We start from the raw sequence: 16,553 nt of genomic DNA, 5'->3' as shown, positions 1-16,553 counted from the left end.
GTCCCCGAGGTGAGCGAGAAGCAGGAACCGAGCATCTGGCAAGGCTTCAAAGCCTTCCTGATGCGCGGCAATGTCGTCGACCTGGCGGTCGCGGTGGTCATCGGAGCCGCCTTCACGAACATCGTCAACGCGGTGGTGAAGGGCATCATCAACCCGCTGGTCGGAGCGGTCGGCACGCAGAACCTCGACCACTACAGCTCGTGCCTCAGCTCGTCGTGCGAGGGCGACCAGGGCATCCAGCTGATGTGGGGCTCGGTCCTCGGCGCCACGCTGAGCTTCGTGATCACCGCGGCGGTGGTCTACTTCCTGATGGTGCTGCCCATGGCGAAGTACCTGGCCCGGCTGGAGGCCCGCAGGAAGGACCGGGAGAAGGGGACGGAGGCCACCCCGGAGGTCATCGAGGTGACCGAGCTGGAGGTGCTCAAGGAGATCCGCAACGCGCTGGTGGCGCAGCGCGGTTCGGGCCACGACGAGCGGTAGCGGCCCCGCGGGGTCCGCTTCAGAGGTGGTGGGGCGGCTTCTCGTCGAGGAAGCGCTTCAGGCCGGCGGCGGAGTCGTCGGCCTCGCCCCAACCGCGGTCCGTGTCGTCCGAGGACTGCTGGTCGAGCGGATCGTCGAAGACGAGCGCGGGCCTGGGGTCGCGCGGTTCGGGGGCGGTGGTCATGCCCCAAGGGTACGGCCCTGGGACCGCCGCCCGGCGCCGAGTGCGCCACCGGGAGGGGTTCGGACACCGTCCGACCTGGTCGTTCCTTCGGATCGAGACCCACCGAAGAACTTGTGAACTCATTCACAAGCTTTTCGCCGGGATTTCTGCTGTGCTGAGAGGCATGACCCCGAGTCCCGCTCCGACACCCGCCTCCGCGGGCACGCCGCACCCACCCCGCCCCCTGCGCAGACTCACCGCACGCGAACGCGGCGAGCCGCACCGGGTCGCCACGCCACTCGAACTCTTCTTCGATCTGTGTTTCGTCGTGGCCGTGGCGCAGGCGGGCGCCGAGTTGGTGCACGCCGTGGCCGAGGGACACGCAGGCAACGGCATCCTGAACTACGCGATGCTGTTCTTCGCCATCTGGTGGGCCTGGATGAACTTCTCCTGGTTCGCCTCGGCGTACGACAACGACGACGTGCTCTACCGCCTGATCACCCTCGTCCAGATCGCCGGTGTCCTGGTCCTGGCCGCGGGGATCTCCCAGGCGTTCGAGAAGCACGACTACATGGCGGTCTGGCTCGGCTACGTGATCATGCGGGTGGCGATGGCCACCCAGTGGCTGCGGGCGGCGAGAACCGCCGAGGGCCCGGAACGGACCACGGCGGTGCGGTACGCGGCCGGAGTCCTGCTGGTCCAGATCGGCTGGGCCGGGCTGGTGGTCCTGCCTCCGCACGCACGCCCCTGGGTGTTCCTGGTGATGGCGATCGCGGAGATCTGCGTGCCGGTGTTCGCGGAGCGGCACCACACCACCGCCTGGCATCCGCACCACATCGCCGAGCGGTACGGGCTGTTCACGATCATCGTGCTCGGCGAGACGATCGCCGCGGCCACGGTCGCCGTGAAGTCCGCCGTGTCCGAGCACGACGCGCTCGACACGCTGCTGCCGATCGCGGCCGGCGGCCTGCTGATCGTCTTCTCGGCCTGGTGGATCTACTTCGCGGTGCCCATCCACGGACATCTGCGTTCCAGCAGACAGTCGTTCCTGTGGGGTTACGGCCACTACCTGGTCTTCGCCTCGGCGGCCGCGATCGGCGCCGGACTCGAAGTGGTGGTCGAGCAGTCCGTGGGCACCTCGCACATCTCGGTCCTGGCCGCCTCGGCGGCCGTCACCCTGCCCACGGCGCTCTACCTGCTGACGGTGTGGATCCTGCACTCGCGTCACTTCAAGGTCGGCACCGCCCAGCAGGTGGTGCTGCCGCTCGCGGCGCTGCTGGTGATCTGCTGCACCTTCCTGGGCCACTGGGCGGTACTGGCGGCGGGCATCGTGACCGCGCTGGCGGTGGCGGTCGGGATCGCACTGACGGCAGGAAGGGCGGCGCACGGGACGGAGGCGAGGCCCGCCACACCCGCCGCCTGACACTCCTGCGGCCGGCCTCGGCGGAGCCGCTCCGGGAGAGACTGGCCGTCATGACAGTTGACGCATTGACGGACGTCGCCGGGCTTCGGGTGGGGCACGCGACCCGCACCGGCGAAGGACTGCTCACCGGCACCACGGTCGTCCTCGCGCCGGAGGGCGGGGCCGTGGCCGCCGTGGACGTGCGCGGCGGCGGGCCCGGCACCAAGGAGACCGACGCCCTGGACCCGCGCAACCTGGTCCGCAAGGTCGAGGCGATCGTGCTCACCGGCGGCAGCGCGTACGGGCTGGACGCCGCCTCGGGGGTGATGGCCTGGCTGGAGGAGCGGGGACGCGGGGTGCGGGTCGGGGCGGATCCCGCGCACGTCGTGCCGGTGGTGCCGGCCGCCTGTGTCTTCGACCTCGGGCGGGGCGGTGACTTCCGGGCCCGCCCGGACGCGGCCACCGGACGGGCGGCGGTCGAGGCCGCCGCGGCGAACGCCCCCGGGTCGCCGGTGCCCGAGGGATGCGTGGGCGCCGGTACGGGCGCGGTGGTGGGACAGCTCAAGGGCGGGATCGGCACCGCGAGCACGGTCCTCGGCTCCGGCATCACGGTGGCCGCGCTGGTGGTCGCCAACGCCGCGGGATCGGCGCTGGATCCGCGGACGGGCGTGTTGTACGGGGAGTTGTTCCAGGGGCCGGTGACCTATCCGGAGGCGCGCGTCCACGAGGCGGCGGGCCGGCGCCTGGCCGACGCGGCCGCGCGGAACCAGGCTCCGCCGCTCAACACCACGCTGGCCGTGGTCGCCACCGACGCGGACCTCTCGAAGGCCCAGGCGCAGAAGGTGGCCGGCACCGCCCACGACGGCATCGCGCGCGCCGTACGGCCGGTGCACCTGCTCAACGACGGCGACACGGTGTTCGCGCTGGCCACGGGTGAACGCCCGCTCGACACCGGGAACCCGCTCGCGCTCAACGAGATCCTGGCGGCCGGCGCGGACGCCGTGACACGGGCGATCGTACGAGCCGTACGGGCCGCGGAGCCGGTGGCCGGACCGGGCGGAGCATGGCCGTCGTACGAGGAGTTGTACGGCGCCTCGTAGCGGCGGGGGGGCGACCGTGGGGGCGGGGTGGGGAGGGGAGGGGGGGAGGGGGTGGGAGCCCGGTCTTGTCGCACCCAGGACTGGTCCCACCCCTGGCTGGTCCCACCCCTGACTGGCCCCACCCTTGGCTGGTCGCGGCTCGGATTGTCGCGGTTCTGTCACGTGCATGTATTCATGAGCCGACGACGCGAACTTCACCGGGTGCGGGTGCCTCTCACCCCACGTACAGAAACGGATCACCCACACCACACAAACCTGGAGCAGCCCGTGACTACGCCGAACATCGCAGCGCGGCGCGTACTGGGGGCCAGTGCCGCCCTGTTGGTCGGCGCCCTGACCCTGACCGCGTGTGGCGGCAACGCCGGCACCACGATCAACGACGGCAAGGGCGGCGACTCCCCCACGACGTCCGTGGCGAAGATCGCGATCTCGGCGAAGGACGGTTCGACGGGCGCGTCCATCAACAGCACCGGTGTGAAGGTGAGCGACGGCAAGCTGACCGACGTCAAGATGACCGTCGCGGGGTCGGGACAGGCCGTGCCGGGCACGGTGTCGGCGGACGGCGCCAGCTGGAAGCCGAAGGAGCAGTTGGAGCGCGGGACCAAGTACGAGATAGCGGCAACCGCGAAGGACACCGACGGGCGTACGGCCGCGGCGAATTCCGTCTTCACCACCGTCAGCACGGCGAACAGCTTCATCGGGACGTACACGCCGGACGGCGGCGCCACGGTCGGCGTCGGCATGCCGGTGTCGTTCACCTTCGACAAGGCCATCAGCGACAAGAAGGCCGTGCAGTCACACATCACGGTCAACTCCGACAGCGGGCAGCAGGTGGTGGGGCACTGGTTCGGGACGCAGCGGCTCGACTTCCGGCCGCAGGAGTACTGGAAGGCCGGCTCGCGGGTCACCGTGAACATCGACCTGGACGGCGTCGAGGGCGCGAACGGCGTCTACGGGGTGCAGAAGAAGACCGTGACGTTCACCGTCGGGCGCTCGCAGGTCTCCACGGTCGACGTCAACACGCAGACCATGACGGTGGTGCGGGACGGCACGACCCTCAAGTCGGTGCCGATCTCGGCGGGCAGCCCGGAGCACACGACGTACAACGGGCAGATGGTGATCTCCGAGAAGTTCGTCCAGACGCGGATGAACGGCTCGACGGTCGGCTTCGGCGGCGAGTACGACATCCCGGACGTGCCGCACGCGATGCGACTGACCACGTCGGGGACGTTCGTCCACGGCAACTACTGGTACAGCAAGTCCAATCCGCCCTTCGGTCAGCAGGGCACGAGCCACGGCTGCGTGGGGCTCGCCGACGTGCAGGGCGCGCAGGGGGACACGACCGCCAAGTGGTTCTACGACAACTCTCTCATCGGCGACGTGGTGATCGTCAAGAACTCGCCGGACACCACCGTGGCTCCGGACAACGGCCTCAACGGCTGGAACCTGCCGTGGAACGAGTGGGTCGCCGGTAGCGCGGTCTGAGTGGCGAAGTGCCGCCTGACCGGCGGTTTTTGACGGAACATCGGGCCGTACGGGAACTTCCCCGTACGGCCCGCGCGTTTTCCCGGCGTACGTTTTCTCGGTTCCCGGACATGATGTCCGATCGAGGGGCTACGGTATGCACCCACAAGGTGACATGCAGCAACGCCGGGAGAAACCTTGAGCGTTCCGTACGAGACGGCAGCGTACGACCCAGCCGAGTCGCCCGAGTCTCCGGAGGAGCACCTCGCGCGGCTCCTCGGCCGCGCCCTGAACTCCTTCGAGCTGCCCGACGAGGCAATACTGCAACTCGACTGCGCGCTGGCGCACGACAGTTCCCTGCACTCCGCCCACCACAGCGCCGGCCTGCACTGCGAGACGTACCGGCACACCTGGCTGCTCACCGACGGCCGCGCGATCACGCTCTGGGAGCTGGTGCACAACACCGCCCCCGGCAGCGAACCGGCACACGAGGTCTACGCCGACGAGGAGGCACTGCGCGCCGCCACCTCCCGGCTGCCGCTGCCGCCCGAGAGCCCGGACTTCGAGCTGCCGGTGCACGTACAGCTGCCACCGCCCCCCGCGCCACGGCACGCCTATGCCCCGGACGACTCCGCGGACCACGCCCGCCGGCTGCTGCGGCGCGCGGAGAACGCGGACCGCCCGGACGCGGAGACGGCCGCGCTGCTCGCGACGGCGTTCGCGCACCAGATCACGCAGGCGTTCGGGCGGCCGGAGCGGACCGGCCGGCCGGTGGTCGGCATCTCGCTCTACGAGCACGCGTTCCTGTTGCGCGACGGCAGCGAACACTCCCTGTGGGAGGTCGAGCACACGGCGACGCCGGACGGCCGGCACATGTGCGAGGTGTACGGCACGGAGGACGCGGCACGGGCCGCCATGGAGCGCAGGGCGGCGCACCAGCCCTGAGGACGCCCGAGCCCCGCGCCGCCCACTCCCGGCGTCCGCGCCCGGCTGCGGCCGGCGTACGCGCCCGCCGACCGCCGCCGGCGGCCACCGACGGCTGACGTACGCGTCCGCCGACCGTCATCAGGGGCCGCCGGCTGCTGACGTGCGCGCGCCCGGCTGCGGCTGATGTTCGTACCCGGCGGCTAATGCCGGCCGAGTTGCCGCACCAGACCGGCGAACGCGTCCTGTTCCGCCGGGGTCAGTTCGACGGACTCCACGTGGGGAGCCGCCTGACGTTGGCGCGGGAGGCCGGACAGGGTGCGGCCCGTTCGACCGGCGGTACTCCCGGAGCGGCTCCCGCGCAGCAGAAGCACCAGCACGACTGCCCAGGCGACCGCAACCAGGACCAGCAGGCTCGCACCCAGCGCGGCGAGGACGGAGAGGTAGTCAGGCATGCGCCCCAGTAGACACCACGGGCCGGAACTTACCCCCCGGACCGTGACCTATCTCGCAGGTGCCGTGAATCACCCACAGCACCCGAAACAGACACTCCGCGCGGGGAGAGGCGGGCCGCCGTGCGGGCGGTCTCCCGACGGGTCTCCGCCTTGCGCCGCTCGGGCAGGGGGGCCGTGGGAGCGCGCGGCAGGATGGAAAATATCTGGTCAGAGCCAGGACGGCTGGATCTTGGGGTGGTCACGTCGGCAGATTGTGCCCGTGTGGCAAAATCTGCCGTCCGGTGGGTCACCCCGGGGTTCAGGTACGGGGTGACCCACCGTGCGGCCCGCCGAGAACCCACGTGCGACCGGCGAAGAGACCGGGGCAGGTCCCCCGGAAGAACGCGGGCCCGCCGAAGGACGGGCCGACCGAAGGACGCGGGCCCGCCGAAGAATGCGGGGCGGCCGAAGAACTCGGGCCGGCCAGGAGCGCAAAAAGTAGCCGGGCTCCGGCGCCCGGGGGGGGATAGGCGCCGAAGCCCGGCTTTGGGAAGGTCCCGGCGCCGGGGGGGAGTGCGTCGGGACGTGGTTCTGGGGAACGTGTGCGGCCGCGGGATCGCGGTCCCGGGCCCTCGAACTCCAACTCCTGGGCCCTGAGGGTTTGTTCCCGGGGGCCGGGGAGTTGAAGCGACGGTACACGGCCATGTTTGCGCGGTCTTCCGCCACCCGGCGTACGCGGGAGGCGGCACTCGCACCACACCTGTCGCCCGGGAGCTTCGCACCGGTCAGGTGCGGTCGGCTCCCGTCGTTCACGCGGCGGCGTCGAAACCGGTCTGGCGCGCCAGCTTCTTCAGTTCGAGCAGCGCGTGCTTCTCGATCTGGCGGATGCGTTCGCGCGTCAGGCCGTGCTCCTTGCCGACCTCGGTGAGCGTGCGCTCCCGGCCGTCCTCGATGCCGTACCGCATCTTGATGATGGAGGCCGTGCGCTCGTCGAGGCGGCCGATCAGTTCGTCCAGGCCCTCGCTGCGCAGCAGCGTGAGCACGGACTGCTCGGGTGAGACGGCCGAGGTGTCCTCCAGCAGGTCGCCGAACTGGGTCTCGCCCTCGTCGTCCACCGACATGTTCAGCGAGACCGGGTCGCGGGCCCAGTCGAGCACGTCGGTGACGCGGTCCGGCGTGGAGCCCAGCTCCACGGCGATCTCCGCGGGCTCGGGGTCGCGGCCGTTCTCCCGGTTGAACTCGCGCTGCACTCGTCGGATCCGGCCGAGTTCCTCGACCAGGTGGACGGGCAGGCGGATGGTGCGGGACTGGTCCGCGATCGAGCGGGTGATCGCCTGGCGGATCCACCAGGTGGCGTAGGTCGAGAACTTGAAGCCCTTGCGGTAGTCGAACTTCTCGACCGCGCGCACCAGGCCGGCATTGCCCTCCTGGATCAGGTCGAGGAGGGGCAGGCCGCTGCGCGGGTAGCGCCGGGCGACGGCCACGACCAGGCGGAGGTTGGAACGGATGAAGACGTCCTTGGCCCGCTCTCCGTCGGCCACCAGGGCCTCCAGTTCCTCACGGGTGGCGTCCGAGCGGGACTCCTCCTCGCCGTCGAGGACTTGCTGCGCGAACACACCCGCTTCTATGGTCTGGGACAGCTCGACTTCCTTGGCGGCGTCGAGCAGGGGCGTACGCGCGATCTCGTCGAGATACATGCCGACCAGATCGCGGTCCGCGATCTCGCCGCCACGGACGCGGACGCTGCTCGCCGAATCTGCCGTCTCTCCCCCAGAGCCGAATGCCTGGGAGGTACCCCCACGGGCGGACTGACGACGGGCGACGGCACGGGTTGCCATGCGTGCTCCCTTTCGAATCGGGGTCCCCCTGTCCGGCCGGAGCCGGGCCTCAGGGGAGGGCTGGCGGGTGTTCCTTGCGGACACTCAGCACTTCGAGAACTCCTGAGACTCTCGTCGAGTGCCCGGCATCCGAAGGAAACAACGACTGTAATCCGGACAGAATTCCCAACCCGCCCACCAGTTTTTCTGATCATGCAGTACCCTGTGCGGCCACAGGGGGAGGCCGGATGCCGTCGGAACGTACAGAGGTCCAGGTCAGGCCGGGGGTCGCGAGCGATCTCGAAGCCCTTACCGATCTCTACAACCACTATGTACGCGAGACGCCCATCACATTCGACACCGAGATCTTCACTCCGGAGGAGCGCCGCCCTTGGCTGCTCTCCCACCCGGAAGACGGTCCGCACCGCCTGATGGTTGCCGTGGAGGCGGACTCTCAGGAGATTCTTGGCTACGTCACATCGAGTCCTCACCGTCCGAAGCCCGCGTACGGCACCACGGTGGAGACCACGGTGTACGTCGCACCGCACGCGGTCCGCCGCGGCGTCGGCACGCTGCTCTACACGGCCCTCTTCACGGCCTTGTCCGGCGAGGACCTGCACCGCGCCTATGCGGGTATCACCCAGCCGAACGCCGGGTCGACGCGGCTGCACGAGCGGTTCGGATTCCGCTACGTCGGCACGTACCACGAGGTGGGCCGCACATTCGGGCGGTACTGGGATGTGGCCTGGTACGAGAAGGAACTGTGAGCCACGGCGCCCACCGCGCCCCGCGTCCACGGCACCCGCCGCGCCCCGCGCCCACAGCACCCCACCGCACCCCGGGGCACCCCGGGGCACCCCACGGCAGCCCATGGCACCCCGCGGCGGTCAGCCGAACTGCACCGACCGCTTCGCCATCCCCATCCAGAACCCGTCGATCACCGGCTTCGGAGCGGTCGGCCCACCGTCGCCGGCCGCCGCGCCCATGGTGACGAACAGCGGAGCGAAGTGCTCGGTGCGCGGATGGGCGTACCGGCCGGCCGGGGCCTTGTCGAGGAAGTCAAGCAGGGCGTCCCAGTCGCGGGTTTCCAGGGCGCGGCGGCCCCAGTCGTCGAACTCGGCGGACCAGGCGGGCACGCCGCCTCCCGCGTGGCGCAGCGCGGCCAGGTTGTGGGTGAAGAAGCCGGATCCGACGATCAGCACGCCCTCGTCGCGCAGCGGCGCCAGCTTGCGTCCGATCTCCATCAGGCGCACCGGGTCGAGGGTCGGCATGGAGATCTGCAGGACGGGGATGTCGGCCGCGGGGAACATCTCCACCAGGGGGACGTACGCCCCGTGGTCGAGGCCGCGGTCCGGGATGTCCTGGACCGGGGTGCCGGGGGCGCGCAGCAGCTTGCGCACCGACTCGGCCAGCTCCGGGGCGCCGGGGGCCGCGTAGGTGACCTGGTAGTAGCGCTCCGGGAAGCCCCAGAAGTCGTAGACAAGGGGGACGGTCCGGACGGCGCCGAGGGCGAGCGGCGCCTCCTCCCAGTGGGCGGAGACCATGAGGACGGCCTTCGGTCGCGGCAGGTCGGCGGACCAGGCGGCCAGCTGGCCGGGCCAGACCGGGTCGTCGGCGAGCGGTGGGGCGCCGTGGCTCAGGTAGAGGGCGGGCATGCGCTCCGGTGCGGCGACGGACATGGCGGCGGCTCCCTCCGACGGCCCGGACGGTGCCGGGCGGCCGATCCCGTGGTCGTACATCTACTTTAAAGCTCAAGCTTTCGCGACACCGTACGCCGAACTTGTTCAACTTTCAAGGAGATTCCCCGTACAGTGGCCCCATGGACACGGCATCCGGCTCCGCCTCGCAGTACCGCTGGCTCACCGACGAGGAGCAGCGCGTCTGGCGCTCGTACCTGCACGCCACGACGTTGCTGGAGGACCACCTCGACCGCCAGTTGCAGCGCGATGCGGGCATGCCGCACATCTACTACGGCCTGCTCGTCCAGCTCGCCGAGGCCCCGGGCCACCGGCTGCGGATGACCGAGCTGGCCATGAAGGTGAAGATCACCCGCTCCCGGCTCTCGCACGCCGTCGCGCGCCTGGAGAAGAACGGCTGGGTACGCCGCGAGGACTGCCCCTCCGACAAGCGCGGCCAGTTCGCGGTGCTGACCGAGAAGGGCCACGAGGTGCTGCGGCACACCGCGCCGGGCCATGTGGCCGCCGTGCGCCAGGCACTGTTCCAGCGGCTGACCCCTGAGCAGCAGAAGGCCCTCGGCGAGATCATGGAGATCGTCGCCGAGGGCCTTCAGCCGAACGATGCGGGCGCCGACCTGCCCTGGCTGCGCTGAGCCGGGCGGGCGCCCCGGTGCCTCAGTGGGCGACCACCGGCACCGCCAGCTCGTCGTCGGCGCCCGCGCCGGAGGCCACCGCGCCGCCGCCCGGCCGGCCGGCGTTGACGAGGGTCAGGGCGATGGCCGCCGCGGCCACGAGGATGCCGACCGCGAACCAGATGGCGCTGCTGTAGCCGTGCACCATCGCCTGGAGCTGGACCAGCTGCCGCTGCTGCCCGGTGGCCGCGGTCGCGATGTGGTCCTTGATGTACGAGGTCGTCGCGGAGGCGGCGATCGTGTTCAGCAGGGCCGTACCGATCGCGCCGCCCACCTGCTGCGAGGTGTTGACCATCGCGGAGGCGACACCGGCGTCCCGCGGCTGGACCCCCTGCGTGGCCAGCGCCATGGCGGGCATGAACGCCGTACCCATGCCGAGGCCGAGCAGCATCATCGCGGGCAGCACCACCGAGGCGTAGGCCGAGCCGATCTCCAGCTGGGCCAGCAGCAGCATGCCCACCGCGGCGAGCAGGAAGCCGGGGCCCATCAGCAGCCGGGGCGCGACCCGGGTCATCAGACGGGCGCCGATCTGCGTCGAGCCGGTGATCATGCACGCGACCATCGGCAGGAAGGCGAAGCCGGTCTGGATCGGCGAGTAGCCCTTGACGACCTGGAGGTAGTACGTCAGGAAGAGGAAGGTGCCGAACATCGCGATGATCGCGAGACCCAGCGAGAGGTAGACGCCACCGCGGTTGCGGTCGGTGACCACGCGCAGGGGCAGCAGCGGGGCCTTGACCCGGGTCTCGGTGACCACGAAGGCCAGCAGCAGCACCACCGACGCGACGAACAGCCCGATGGTCGTCGGGTCGCCCCAGCCGTCGGACTCGGCGCGGGTGAAGCCGTAGACCAGCGAGACCAGGCCCAGGGTGGACAGGATGACGCCGGGGATGTCCAGCGAGGAGCGGTTGCGGCTGCCCTCCGGCTCACGGATGACGAAGTAGGCGCCGGCCGCCGCGATGATCGCGAACGGGACGTTGACGAAGAAGGTCCAGCGCCAGTCGAGGTACTCGGTGAGCACACCGCCGAGGATCAGACCGACGGCACCGCCGCCACCGGCGATCGCGCCGTAGATGCCGAACGCCTTGGCGCGCTCCCGGGCGTCCGTGAACATCACGGCGAGCAGGGACAGCGCGGCGGGGGCGAGCAGGGCGCCGAAGACACCCTGGAGGGCGCGGGCGCCGAACATCATCGAGCCGGTGGTCGCCGCGCCGCCGAGCGCGGAGGCGGCGGCGAAACCGGCCAGACCCAGGACGAAGGCGCGCTTGCGGCCCCACAGGTCGGCTATCCGGCCGCCGAACAGGAGCAGTCCGCCGAAGGCGAGCGCGTAGGCCGTGACGACCCACTGCCGGTTGGCGTCGGAGATGCCCAGGTCGGTCTGGGCGGAGGGCAGGGCGATGTTCACGATGGTGGCGTCGAGGACGACCATCAGCTGGGCAAGCGCGATGAAGACGAGCGCCTTCCAGCGGTTGGCGTCGGGGACGCCGAGAGCCTTGGAGGCTGTTTCAGACATGGAGGTACCCATTTCGGGACTTCGGGACTTCATGACCTTCAGCGGGGAAGGCCGGGACGTCATGACGGAGGAAGTGATCGAGAAGCGGTGCCGAGGCAGTCGGAGGAGACGTGAGGGAAGGCGATGTGGTCGAAGGCGAAGTGATCGAAGAAGCGGCGACCGAAGAAGCGGCGATCGAAGGTGACGTGGTCTAAGAGGAGGCGATCGAAGGCGATGTGTTCCAAGAAGAGGTCATCGATGGTGAAGTGATCGAAGAAGGGGTGATTGAGGGAGCGCCCACCGAAGAATAGATGAACAGATGTTCGATCCGATCCATAGGCAGAGGCGAAGCGATCGACAGTGAACGGCGCGTCGCCAGTGACGGCCGAAGGGCGTGTACGTGAAGACCGGGCTACGGCCCTGAACTGAGCGTCAGACCTGGCGCAGGTCCTCCAGAGTCGCCGCCGTACCCGGCAGGACGGAGCGGGCCGGAGCCCGCAGCCCGTCCAGGAACAGTTGCAGGTGGCGGTGGACGAAGCGATCCACACTGAGGCAGCCGACCCCGGCCGGCGGCCGGGACAGCTGGGCCACGGCGACCGTCACATCACCGACGCCGACGTCCGGCCGGAGCTGACCGGCCACCTTGGCACGGTCCATGACCTCGGCGATGAGACGCTCGGTACGCTCCCGCGCGGCCTCCAGATCGGGATGGTCCTGGTCGAAGGTGCTGGAGACCATCGGACACAGCGCGCTGATCCGCTCGTCGGCGGCGGCGTGCACGAACCCCTCCAGCGCCGCGAAGGCGTCCCCCGTCTCCGCGAGCGCCTCCTCGGCCACCCGCGCCGTACGGTCCATCACGGAGCAGACGACCTCGCGCACGAGGGCGTCGCGGTCGGGGAAGTTGCGGTACACCGTGGCGTTGCCGACACCGGCCCGGCGGGCGATGTCGTCGAGCGGCACGTCCGGCCCGTGCTCGACGAACATCTCCCGGGCGGCGCCGACGATCCGCTCCCGGTTGCGCAGGGCGTCGGCGCGGGGCCTGGACGCCTTGCGCTGCACGGCGGTCGCGGTCTGCACGGCGTACTCCTCGGATGGTCTTGAGCCGGTCGCAACGACCGGTCCTGCCGGACGGGTCGGAGCAATCGAACCGGCCGGGTCGGCGACCGGTCAGGGCCGACCGCCCACGTACGGGTCGGATGGAACGGATGGATCAGGTAGATCAGGTAGATCCTGCGGATCAGGTGGATCAAGCGTCGAGCGCAGGAAAAGCCCCCCTTCGCTCCGACACAGGTTTAAACGGGGAGACGATCCCCAGTTATTTCCCGCCCTCGCGACGAATTCCTGTGACCTGACTCACATCTCCGCGCCCGAGAAACCCACGATCGGTCTCCTCCAGCGCGCGCCGGGCGCCCGGTCGGCACAGGGTGATCGCAAGGGTGCAGCCGGTGACCGGCGGCTGCCGTGGAGCGAAAGGCCCATGATGCAGCCGCAGCCGATCGCCCGTCGGATACGCCCGCGGCGTGTAGCCGCTCTCGCGTCCGTGACCGTCCTGACGCTGGCGGTCAGCACCTCCGCCGGAACCGGTCGCCTCTCCTCCGGCGCCACCGCCACGGGCGCCGGCTCGGCCGCCGCCCTGGCCCGCAAGACCGCGCTCGCCCCCTGCCTGATCAACGGCGCCCACGAAGTCCAGATGACGGAAGGCGTTCCCACCTCCGGCGGTTACTCCCGCTCCACCGGCACCGTCCGTGCGCTGACCCTGATGGTCGACTTCCCCGACGCGCCCGGCGAGGGCGACGCCCTCGACCGCTTCCGCGAGTTCTTCCCGCAGACCCAGGACTGGTTCCGCACGGCGTCCTACGGCCGTCTCGACTACCGCCCCGAGACCCCCATACCGACCTGGCTGCGGATGCCGAAGCCGTTCACGGACTACGGCATAGAGCGCGGCGCCCCCTTCGACCCCGGCTACCGCCAACTGGTCCAGGACATCGTGGCCGCCGCCGACCCCACCGTGGACTTCAAGTCGTACGACCTTCTGAACGTGCTCGTCAGCCCCGACGCCGGCCCCTCCGCTCTGGACACGGTGCTCTCCGTGACCTTCGCCGGCAACGGTGAGGCGCCCGTCGCCGACGGTGTCCCCGTCTCCAACGCCTCCTTCGTCTACTCCCGCCAGGACGACGGCTCCGGCTCCTACCCGCACACCGGCTTCCGCGTGCTCCCCCACGAGAACGGCCATGTCTTCGGCCTGCCCGACCTCTACACCCAGGACGGCGGCGGCGCGGTCGGCCACTGGGACATCATGAGCGAGGACTGGGGCGCCAACAACGACCTGCTCGGCTGGCACAAGTGGAAGCTGGGCTGGCTCGACGCCGACCAGGTGAGCTGCGCGGCCGCCGCGGGCCCCAAGGAGTACACGCTGACCCCGCTGTTCCGGACCGGCGGCCAGAAACTCGTCTTCGTCCCGCTCACCGCGCACACCGGCTACGCCCTCGAACTGCGCAGCCACGGCGGCAACGACGAGGACGTGTGCCACCCCGGCGTCCTGATCTACAAGGTCGACGCGAACGTCGACACCGGACGCGGGCCCATCTCGGTGTACGACGCCCACCGCGACAGCGGCGGCTGCACCCGCAGCCCGAACGTCCACGCCGAACTCTCCGACGCCCCCTTCGCCCCGGGAGAGACCTTCAAGGACCCGCACCACGCCATCACCATCGAGGTGATGGCCGCGGGGCACGACGGGGACGTCAAGGTGCGGGTGGAACGGAAGTAGCCGGGCTCGGGCAGCCACGGCGGGGCCCACCTCCTCCGCCGACCGGCCGCCGTTTCAATCTCCACCGGCCGCTGACGGGCCGTCGTCGGCCACTGACAGGTCATCGTCAGCCCCTGACAGGCCCTCATCGGGCGCCGACCGCACCCGAGCGCCTGCCTCCACCCGCGGGGACTCGGCCCGGCAGCGGGTTACCGTAGGCGAACCCTGCCACGGTCGGCGTACCCAGGCAGGTGTGCGTGCCGCACCGCCGTACCGGAGAACCGATGCCCGCCCAGACCGTGCCGAACGCCCCCGAGGCTGCCCTGGCGCAGCCCCCTGGGAGCACCGCCGTACCCCCGCCCGAGGCGATCGCCCCGCTCATCCGCGGGATCACGGTGCTGCACCGGCTCACCGAGGCGGACGGCACCCTGAGCCTGAGCGCCCTCGAACGCTCCACGGGCCTGGCCCGCTCCACCGTGGACCGCATCACGGCGACCCTCGCGCACATGGGACACCTCCGCCTCGACGGCCGGGACGCGACCCTCACCCCGCACGTCATGGAACTGGGCAACGCCTACCTGGCCGCCCTGCGCCTGCCGACCCTGCTGGACGCCCGTGCGGACGCGCTGGCCGACGAACTCGACGAATCCGTCTCGCTGGCCGTCGCCGACCACGACGGCATCCGCTTCATCCACCAGGCCACCCGCCGCCGCGCACTGTCCCTGAGCTTCCGCATCGGCGACCTGCTCCCCGCCGAACGCACCGCGCCGGGCTCGCTGTTCGCGGCCGGCTGGACCCCCGAGGAGTGGACCGCCTGGCGCGCCCGCCGAGCGGCGGACCCCGAGGACCGGACCTTCCCGGCGGTACCGCCCCGCGCGCCGTCGCCCACGCCGCCCCGCCCTCTCCCCGGCGACGAGGAGTTCGTACGCCGGGCAGCGCGGGCCGCCACCGACGGCTGGGCACTGGACGACCAGCTGATCGAACCGGGCCTGGTCGCGGTGTCCGTACCCGTACGGGACCCGCGCACGGGCCGTGTGCTGTGCGCGGCGAGCGTGGTCAGCCACACCAGCCGCCGCACCGCGGCCGACCTGCGCGCCACGCTGCTCCCCCGCCTGCGTACGGCGGTGACGGAGATGGAGACGGTCCTGCGCGACGCCCCGCCGGCCGACCCCGGCCCGTCCCCCTCCGGTCTGGCCACCTGGACGACCGCGTCCAAGCATGAACTCGGCCGGGAGTTCATCGAATCGCTGGCCCGGGGCCTCACGGTCCTGACGGCCTTCGGCGAGGGCCGCGCCGCGCTCACCCTGACAGAGATCGCGAAGGCGACGGGCCTGGCCCGGGCGACCGTCCGCCGTGCGCTGATCACCTACGCGCATCTGGGGCTGGTGACGACGCCCCCGGCCCCGCCCCACACCTTCGCCCTCACCCCCCGGGTCCTCTCCCTGGGCTTCCCGCCCCTGTCCCGCACTACCCTCCCGCGCCTGGCGGTCCCCCATCTCAAAGCCCTGACGCACCGCCTGAACGAGCCGACGGCCCTGGCCATCCTCCTGACCCCGCCCGACGCCGAACCGGAGATCCAGTACACGGCCGGAGCCACGGCACCCCGGGTCCTCACGGTCGACATCACCGTGGGCACCCGCCTGCCGGCCCACGTCACCGCCCTGGGCCGAGTACTCCTGGCCGACGCTCCCACCGCCCCACCCGGACCGGACCTGCTCCCCGACCTCGCCGAGATCCGCGCCCAGGGCTATGCCCTGGCCGACGAGGAACTCGAATCCGGCCTCCGTGCGATCGCGGTCCCCATCCGCGACCGCACGGGCCGGGCGGTCGCGGCACTGAACGTCGCCACCCACGCGGCCCGCCGCACCCTGGAGGACTGCATCACCCAGATCCTCCCGGAACTGACCCACACGGCCACCCGCATCCAATCCGACCTGCACACAGCGTCCCGTTTCACCCGCGTCCCCCTGACCTGACCCCCACACCCCCACCAACCGAATCCGGTACGCTGACGCCTGTGGCCCACACGACCACGCTCCGCCTTCGTAGCTCAGGGGATAGAGCACCGCTCTCCTAAAGCGGGTGTCGCAGGTTCGAATCCTGCCGGGGGCACACGGCTAAGGGCCAGCTCAGGAGGGATTTCCTCCCAGGCTGGCCCTTCGG

At 70.9% G+C, this 16,553-nt stretch carries 16 protein-coding genes and 1 tRNA gene; 10 read left to right on the top strand and 7 right to left on the bottom strand.

The window, feature by feature from the left end; all coding sequences use genetic code 11:
- Positions 1–9: 9 nt before the first annotated feature.
- Entirely contained in the window at positions 10–480 is a 471-nt protein-coding gene (gene mscL, locus ACFY2B_RS22435) for a large conductance mechanosensitive channel protein MscL (RefSeq protein WP_390764846.1), read from the top strand.
- Between the two features lie 19 nt (positions 481–499).
- Here mscL and ACFY2B_RS22430 read toward each other — a convergent pair whose 3' ends face one another.
- On the bottom strand, positions 500–664 hold the full coding sequence (locus ACFY2B_RS22430; RefSeq protein ID WP_390764845.1) for a hypothetical protein: 165 nt from the start codon (positions 662–664) through the stop codon (positions 500–502).
- A gap of 163 nt (positions 665–827) precedes the next feature.
- On the opposite strand from ACFY2B_RS22430, the gene ACFY2B_RS22425 reads away from it, so the two are divergent.
- From ACFY2B_RS22425 to ACFY2B_RS22410, 4 genes are all read left to right on the top strand, one after another.
- Complete coding sequence (locus ACFY2B_RS22425; protein WP_390764844.1) at positions 828–2,066, top strand: low temperature requirement protein A; 1,239 nt, start codon at positions 828–830, stop codon at positions 2,064–2,066.
- Positions 2,067–2,116: 50 nt separating this feature from the next.
- Entirely contained in the window at positions 2,117–3,145 is a 1,029-nt protein-coding gene (locus ACFY2B_RS22420; RefSeq protein WP_390764843.1) for a P1 family peptidase, read from the top strand.
- A 267-nt stretch (positions 3,146–3,412) separates the two neighbouring features.
- Positions 3,413–4,630, top strand: a complete 1,218-nt coding sequence (locus tag ACFY2B_RS22415) for an Ig-like domain-containing protein (RefSeq protein ID WP_390764842.1) — start codon at positions 3,413–3,415, stop codon at positions 4,628–4,630.
- A 177-nt stretch (positions 4,631–4,807) separates the two neighbouring features.
- Positions 4,808–5,554 carry a DUF6227 family protein gene (locus tag ACFY2B_RS22410; protein WP_390764841.1) on the top strand — a complete coding sequence of 249 codons (747 nt, stop codon included), beginning with the start codon at positions 4,808–4,810 and terminating at the stop codon, positions 5,552–5,554.
- A 182-nt stretch (positions 5,555–5,736) separates the two neighbouring features.
- Here the strand turns inward: ACFY2B_RS22410 and ACFY2B_RS22405 are convergent, their stop codons facing one another.
- Together ACFY2B_RS22405 and ACFY2B_RS22400 are read right to left on the bottom strand one after the other, a co-directional pair.
- The gene (locus ACFY2B_RS22405; protein ID WP_390764840.1) at positions 5,737–5,988 is read right to left on the bottom strand and encodes a hypothetical protein; all 252 of its coding nucleotides are present in this window, start codon (positions 5,986–5,988) and stop codon (positions 5,737–5,739) included.
- Between the two features lie 788 nt (positions 5,989–6,776).
- Positions 6,777–7,805: an RNA polymerase sigma factor RpoD/SigA gene (locus ACFY2B_RS22400; RefSeq protein WP_376534236.1), complete on the bottom strand. Its 1,029-nt coding sequence runs from the start codon at positions 7,803–7,805 to the stop codon at positions 6,777–6,779.
- Positions 7,806–8,032: 227 nt separating this feature from the next.
- Between ACFY2B_RS22400 and ACFY2B_RS22395 the strand changes: the two genes are divergently transcribed.
- Positions 8,033–8,551 carry a GNAT family N-acetyltransferase gene (locus ACFY2B_RS22395; RefSeq protein WP_390764839.1) on the top strand — a complete coding sequence of 173 codons (519 nt, stop codon included), beginning with the start codon at positions 8,033–8,035 and terminating at the stop codon, positions 8,549–8,551.
- A gap of 120 nt (positions 8,552–8,671) precedes the next feature.
- Here the strand turns inward: ACFY2B_RS22395 and ACFY2B_RS22390 are convergent, their stop codons facing one another.
- Entirely contained in the window at positions 8,672–9,463 is a 792-nt protein-coding gene (locus ACFY2B_RS22390) for a dioxygenase (protein ID WP_390764838.1), read from the bottom strand.
- Between the two features lie 140 nt (positions 9,464–9,603).
- Between ACFY2B_RS22390 and ACFY2B_RS22385 the strand changes: the two genes are divergently transcribed.
- On the top strand, positions 9,604–10,113 hold the full coding sequence (locus tag ACFY2B_RS22385; protein ID WP_390764837.1) for a MarR family winged helix-turn-helix transcriptional regulator: 510 nt from the start codon (positions 9,604–9,606) through the stop codon (positions 10,111–10,113).
- Between the two features lie 22 nt (positions 10,114–10,135).
- On the opposite strand, the gene ACFY2B_RS22380 is transcribed toward ACFY2B_RS22385, so the two are convergent.
- From ACFY2B_RS22380 to ACFY2B_RS22370, 3 genes are all read right to left on the bottom strand, one after another.
- Positions 10,136–11,662, bottom strand: coding sequence for an MFS transporter (locus ACFY2B_RS22380; RefSeq protein WP_390764836.1), 1,527 nt, complete (start codon positions 11,660–11,662; stop codon positions 10,136–10,138).
- A 59-nt stretch (positions 11,663–11,721) separates the two neighbouring features.
- Positions 11,722–11,886, bottom strand: coding sequence for a hypothetical protein (locus ACFY2B_RS22375; protein ID WP_390764835.1), 165 nt, complete (start codon positions 11,884–11,886; stop codon positions 11,722–11,724).
- A gap of 187 nt (positions 11,887–12,073) precedes the next feature.
- A complete protein-coding gene (locus ACFY2B_RS22370) occupies positions 12,074–12,718 on the bottom strand; it encodes a TetR/AcrR family transcriptional regulator (RefSeq protein WP_390764834.1) in 645 nt (214 codons plus the stop codon).
- 403 nt (positions 12,719–13,121) lie between these two features.
- Between ACFY2B_RS22370 and ACFY2B_RS22365 the strand changes: the two genes are divergently transcribed.
- The 3 genes from ACFY2B_RS22365 to ACFY2B_RS22355 all read left to right on the top strand — a co-directional run bounded on the left by ACFY2B_RS22365 (position 13,122) and on the right by ACFY2B_RS22355 (position 16,502).
- Entirely contained in the window at positions 13,122–14,411 is a 1,290-nt protein-coding gene (locus ACFY2B_RS22365; RefSeq protein WP_390765045.1) for a M6 family metalloprotease domain-containing protein, read from the top strand.
- A 263-nt stretch (positions 14,412–14,674) separates the two neighbouring features.
- Positions 14,675–16,366 carry an IclR family transcriptional regulator C-terminal domain-containing protein gene (locus ACFY2B_RS22360; protein WP_390764833.1) on the top strand — a complete coding sequence of 564 codons (1,692 nt, stop codon included), beginning with the start codon at positions 14,675–14,677 and terminating at the stop codon, positions 16,364–16,366.
- A 63-nt stretch (positions 16,367–16,429) separates the two neighbouring features.
- Positions 16,430–16,502: transfer RNA gene (locus ACFY2B_RS22355), tRNA-Arg, on the top strand.
- Positions 16,503–16,553 lie beyond the last annotated feature (51 nt).

Source organism: Streptomyces sp. NPDC001270, assembly GCF_042896695.1.
Taxonomy (GTDB): domain Bacteria; phylum Actinomycetota; class Actinomycetes; order Streptomycetales; family Streptomycetaceae; genus Streptomyces.
Note: the sequence above shows the minus strand (reverse complement) of the source record. Positions and strands in the feature narration are given on the sequence as shown.

Excerpts from the sequence above, each read along its gene's own strand:
- ACFY2B_RS22430 (WP_390764845.1), bottom strand. The coding sequence starts at position 664 with ATGACCACCGCCCCCGAACCGCGCGACCCCAGGCCCGCGCTCGTCTTC.
- ACFY2B_RS22425 (WP_390764844.1), top strand. The coding sequence starts at position 828 with ATGACCCCGAGTCCCGCTCCGACACCCGCCTCCGCGGGCACGCCGCAC.
- ACFY2B_RS22420 (WP_390764843.1), top strand. The coding sequence starts at position 2,117 with ATGACAGTTGACGCATTGACGGACGTCGCCGGGCTTCGGGTGGGGCAC.
- ACFY2B_RS22405 (WP_390764840.1), bottom strand. The coding sequence starts at position 5,988 with ATGCCTGACTACCTCTCCGTCCTCGCCGCGCTGGGTGCGAGCCTGCTG.
- ACFY2B_RS22400 (WP_376534236.1), bottom strand. The coding sequence starts at position 7,805 with ATGGCAACCCGTGCCGTCGCCCGTCGTCAGTCCGCCCGTGGGGGTACC.
- ACFY2B_RS22395 (WP_390764839.1), top strand. The coding sequence starts at position 8,033 with ATGCCGTCGGAACGTACAGAGGTCCAGGTCAGGCCGGGGGTCGCGAGC.
- ACFY2B_RS22390 (WP_390764838.1), bottom strand. The coding sequence starts at position 9,463 with ATGTCCGTCGCCGCACCGGAGCGCATGCCCGCCCTCTACCTGAGCCAC.
- ACFY2B_RS22385 (WP_390764837.1), top strand. The coding sequence starts at position 9,604 with ATGGACACGGCATCCGGCTCCGCCTCGCAGTACCGCTGGCTCACCGAC.
- ACFY2B_RS22380 (WP_390764836.1), bottom strand. The coding sequence starts at position 11,662 with ATGTCTGAAACAGCCTCCAAGGCTCTCGGCGTCCCCGACGCCAACCGC.
- ACFY2B_RS22365 (WP_390765045.1), top strand. The coding sequence starts at position 13,122 with ATGCAGCCGCAGCCGATCGCCCGTCGGATACGCCCGCGGCGTGTAGCC.
- ACFY2B_RS22360 (WP_390764833.1), top strand. The coding sequence starts at position 14,675 with ATGCCCGCCCAGACCGTGCCGAACGCCCCCGAGGCTGCCCTGGCGCAG.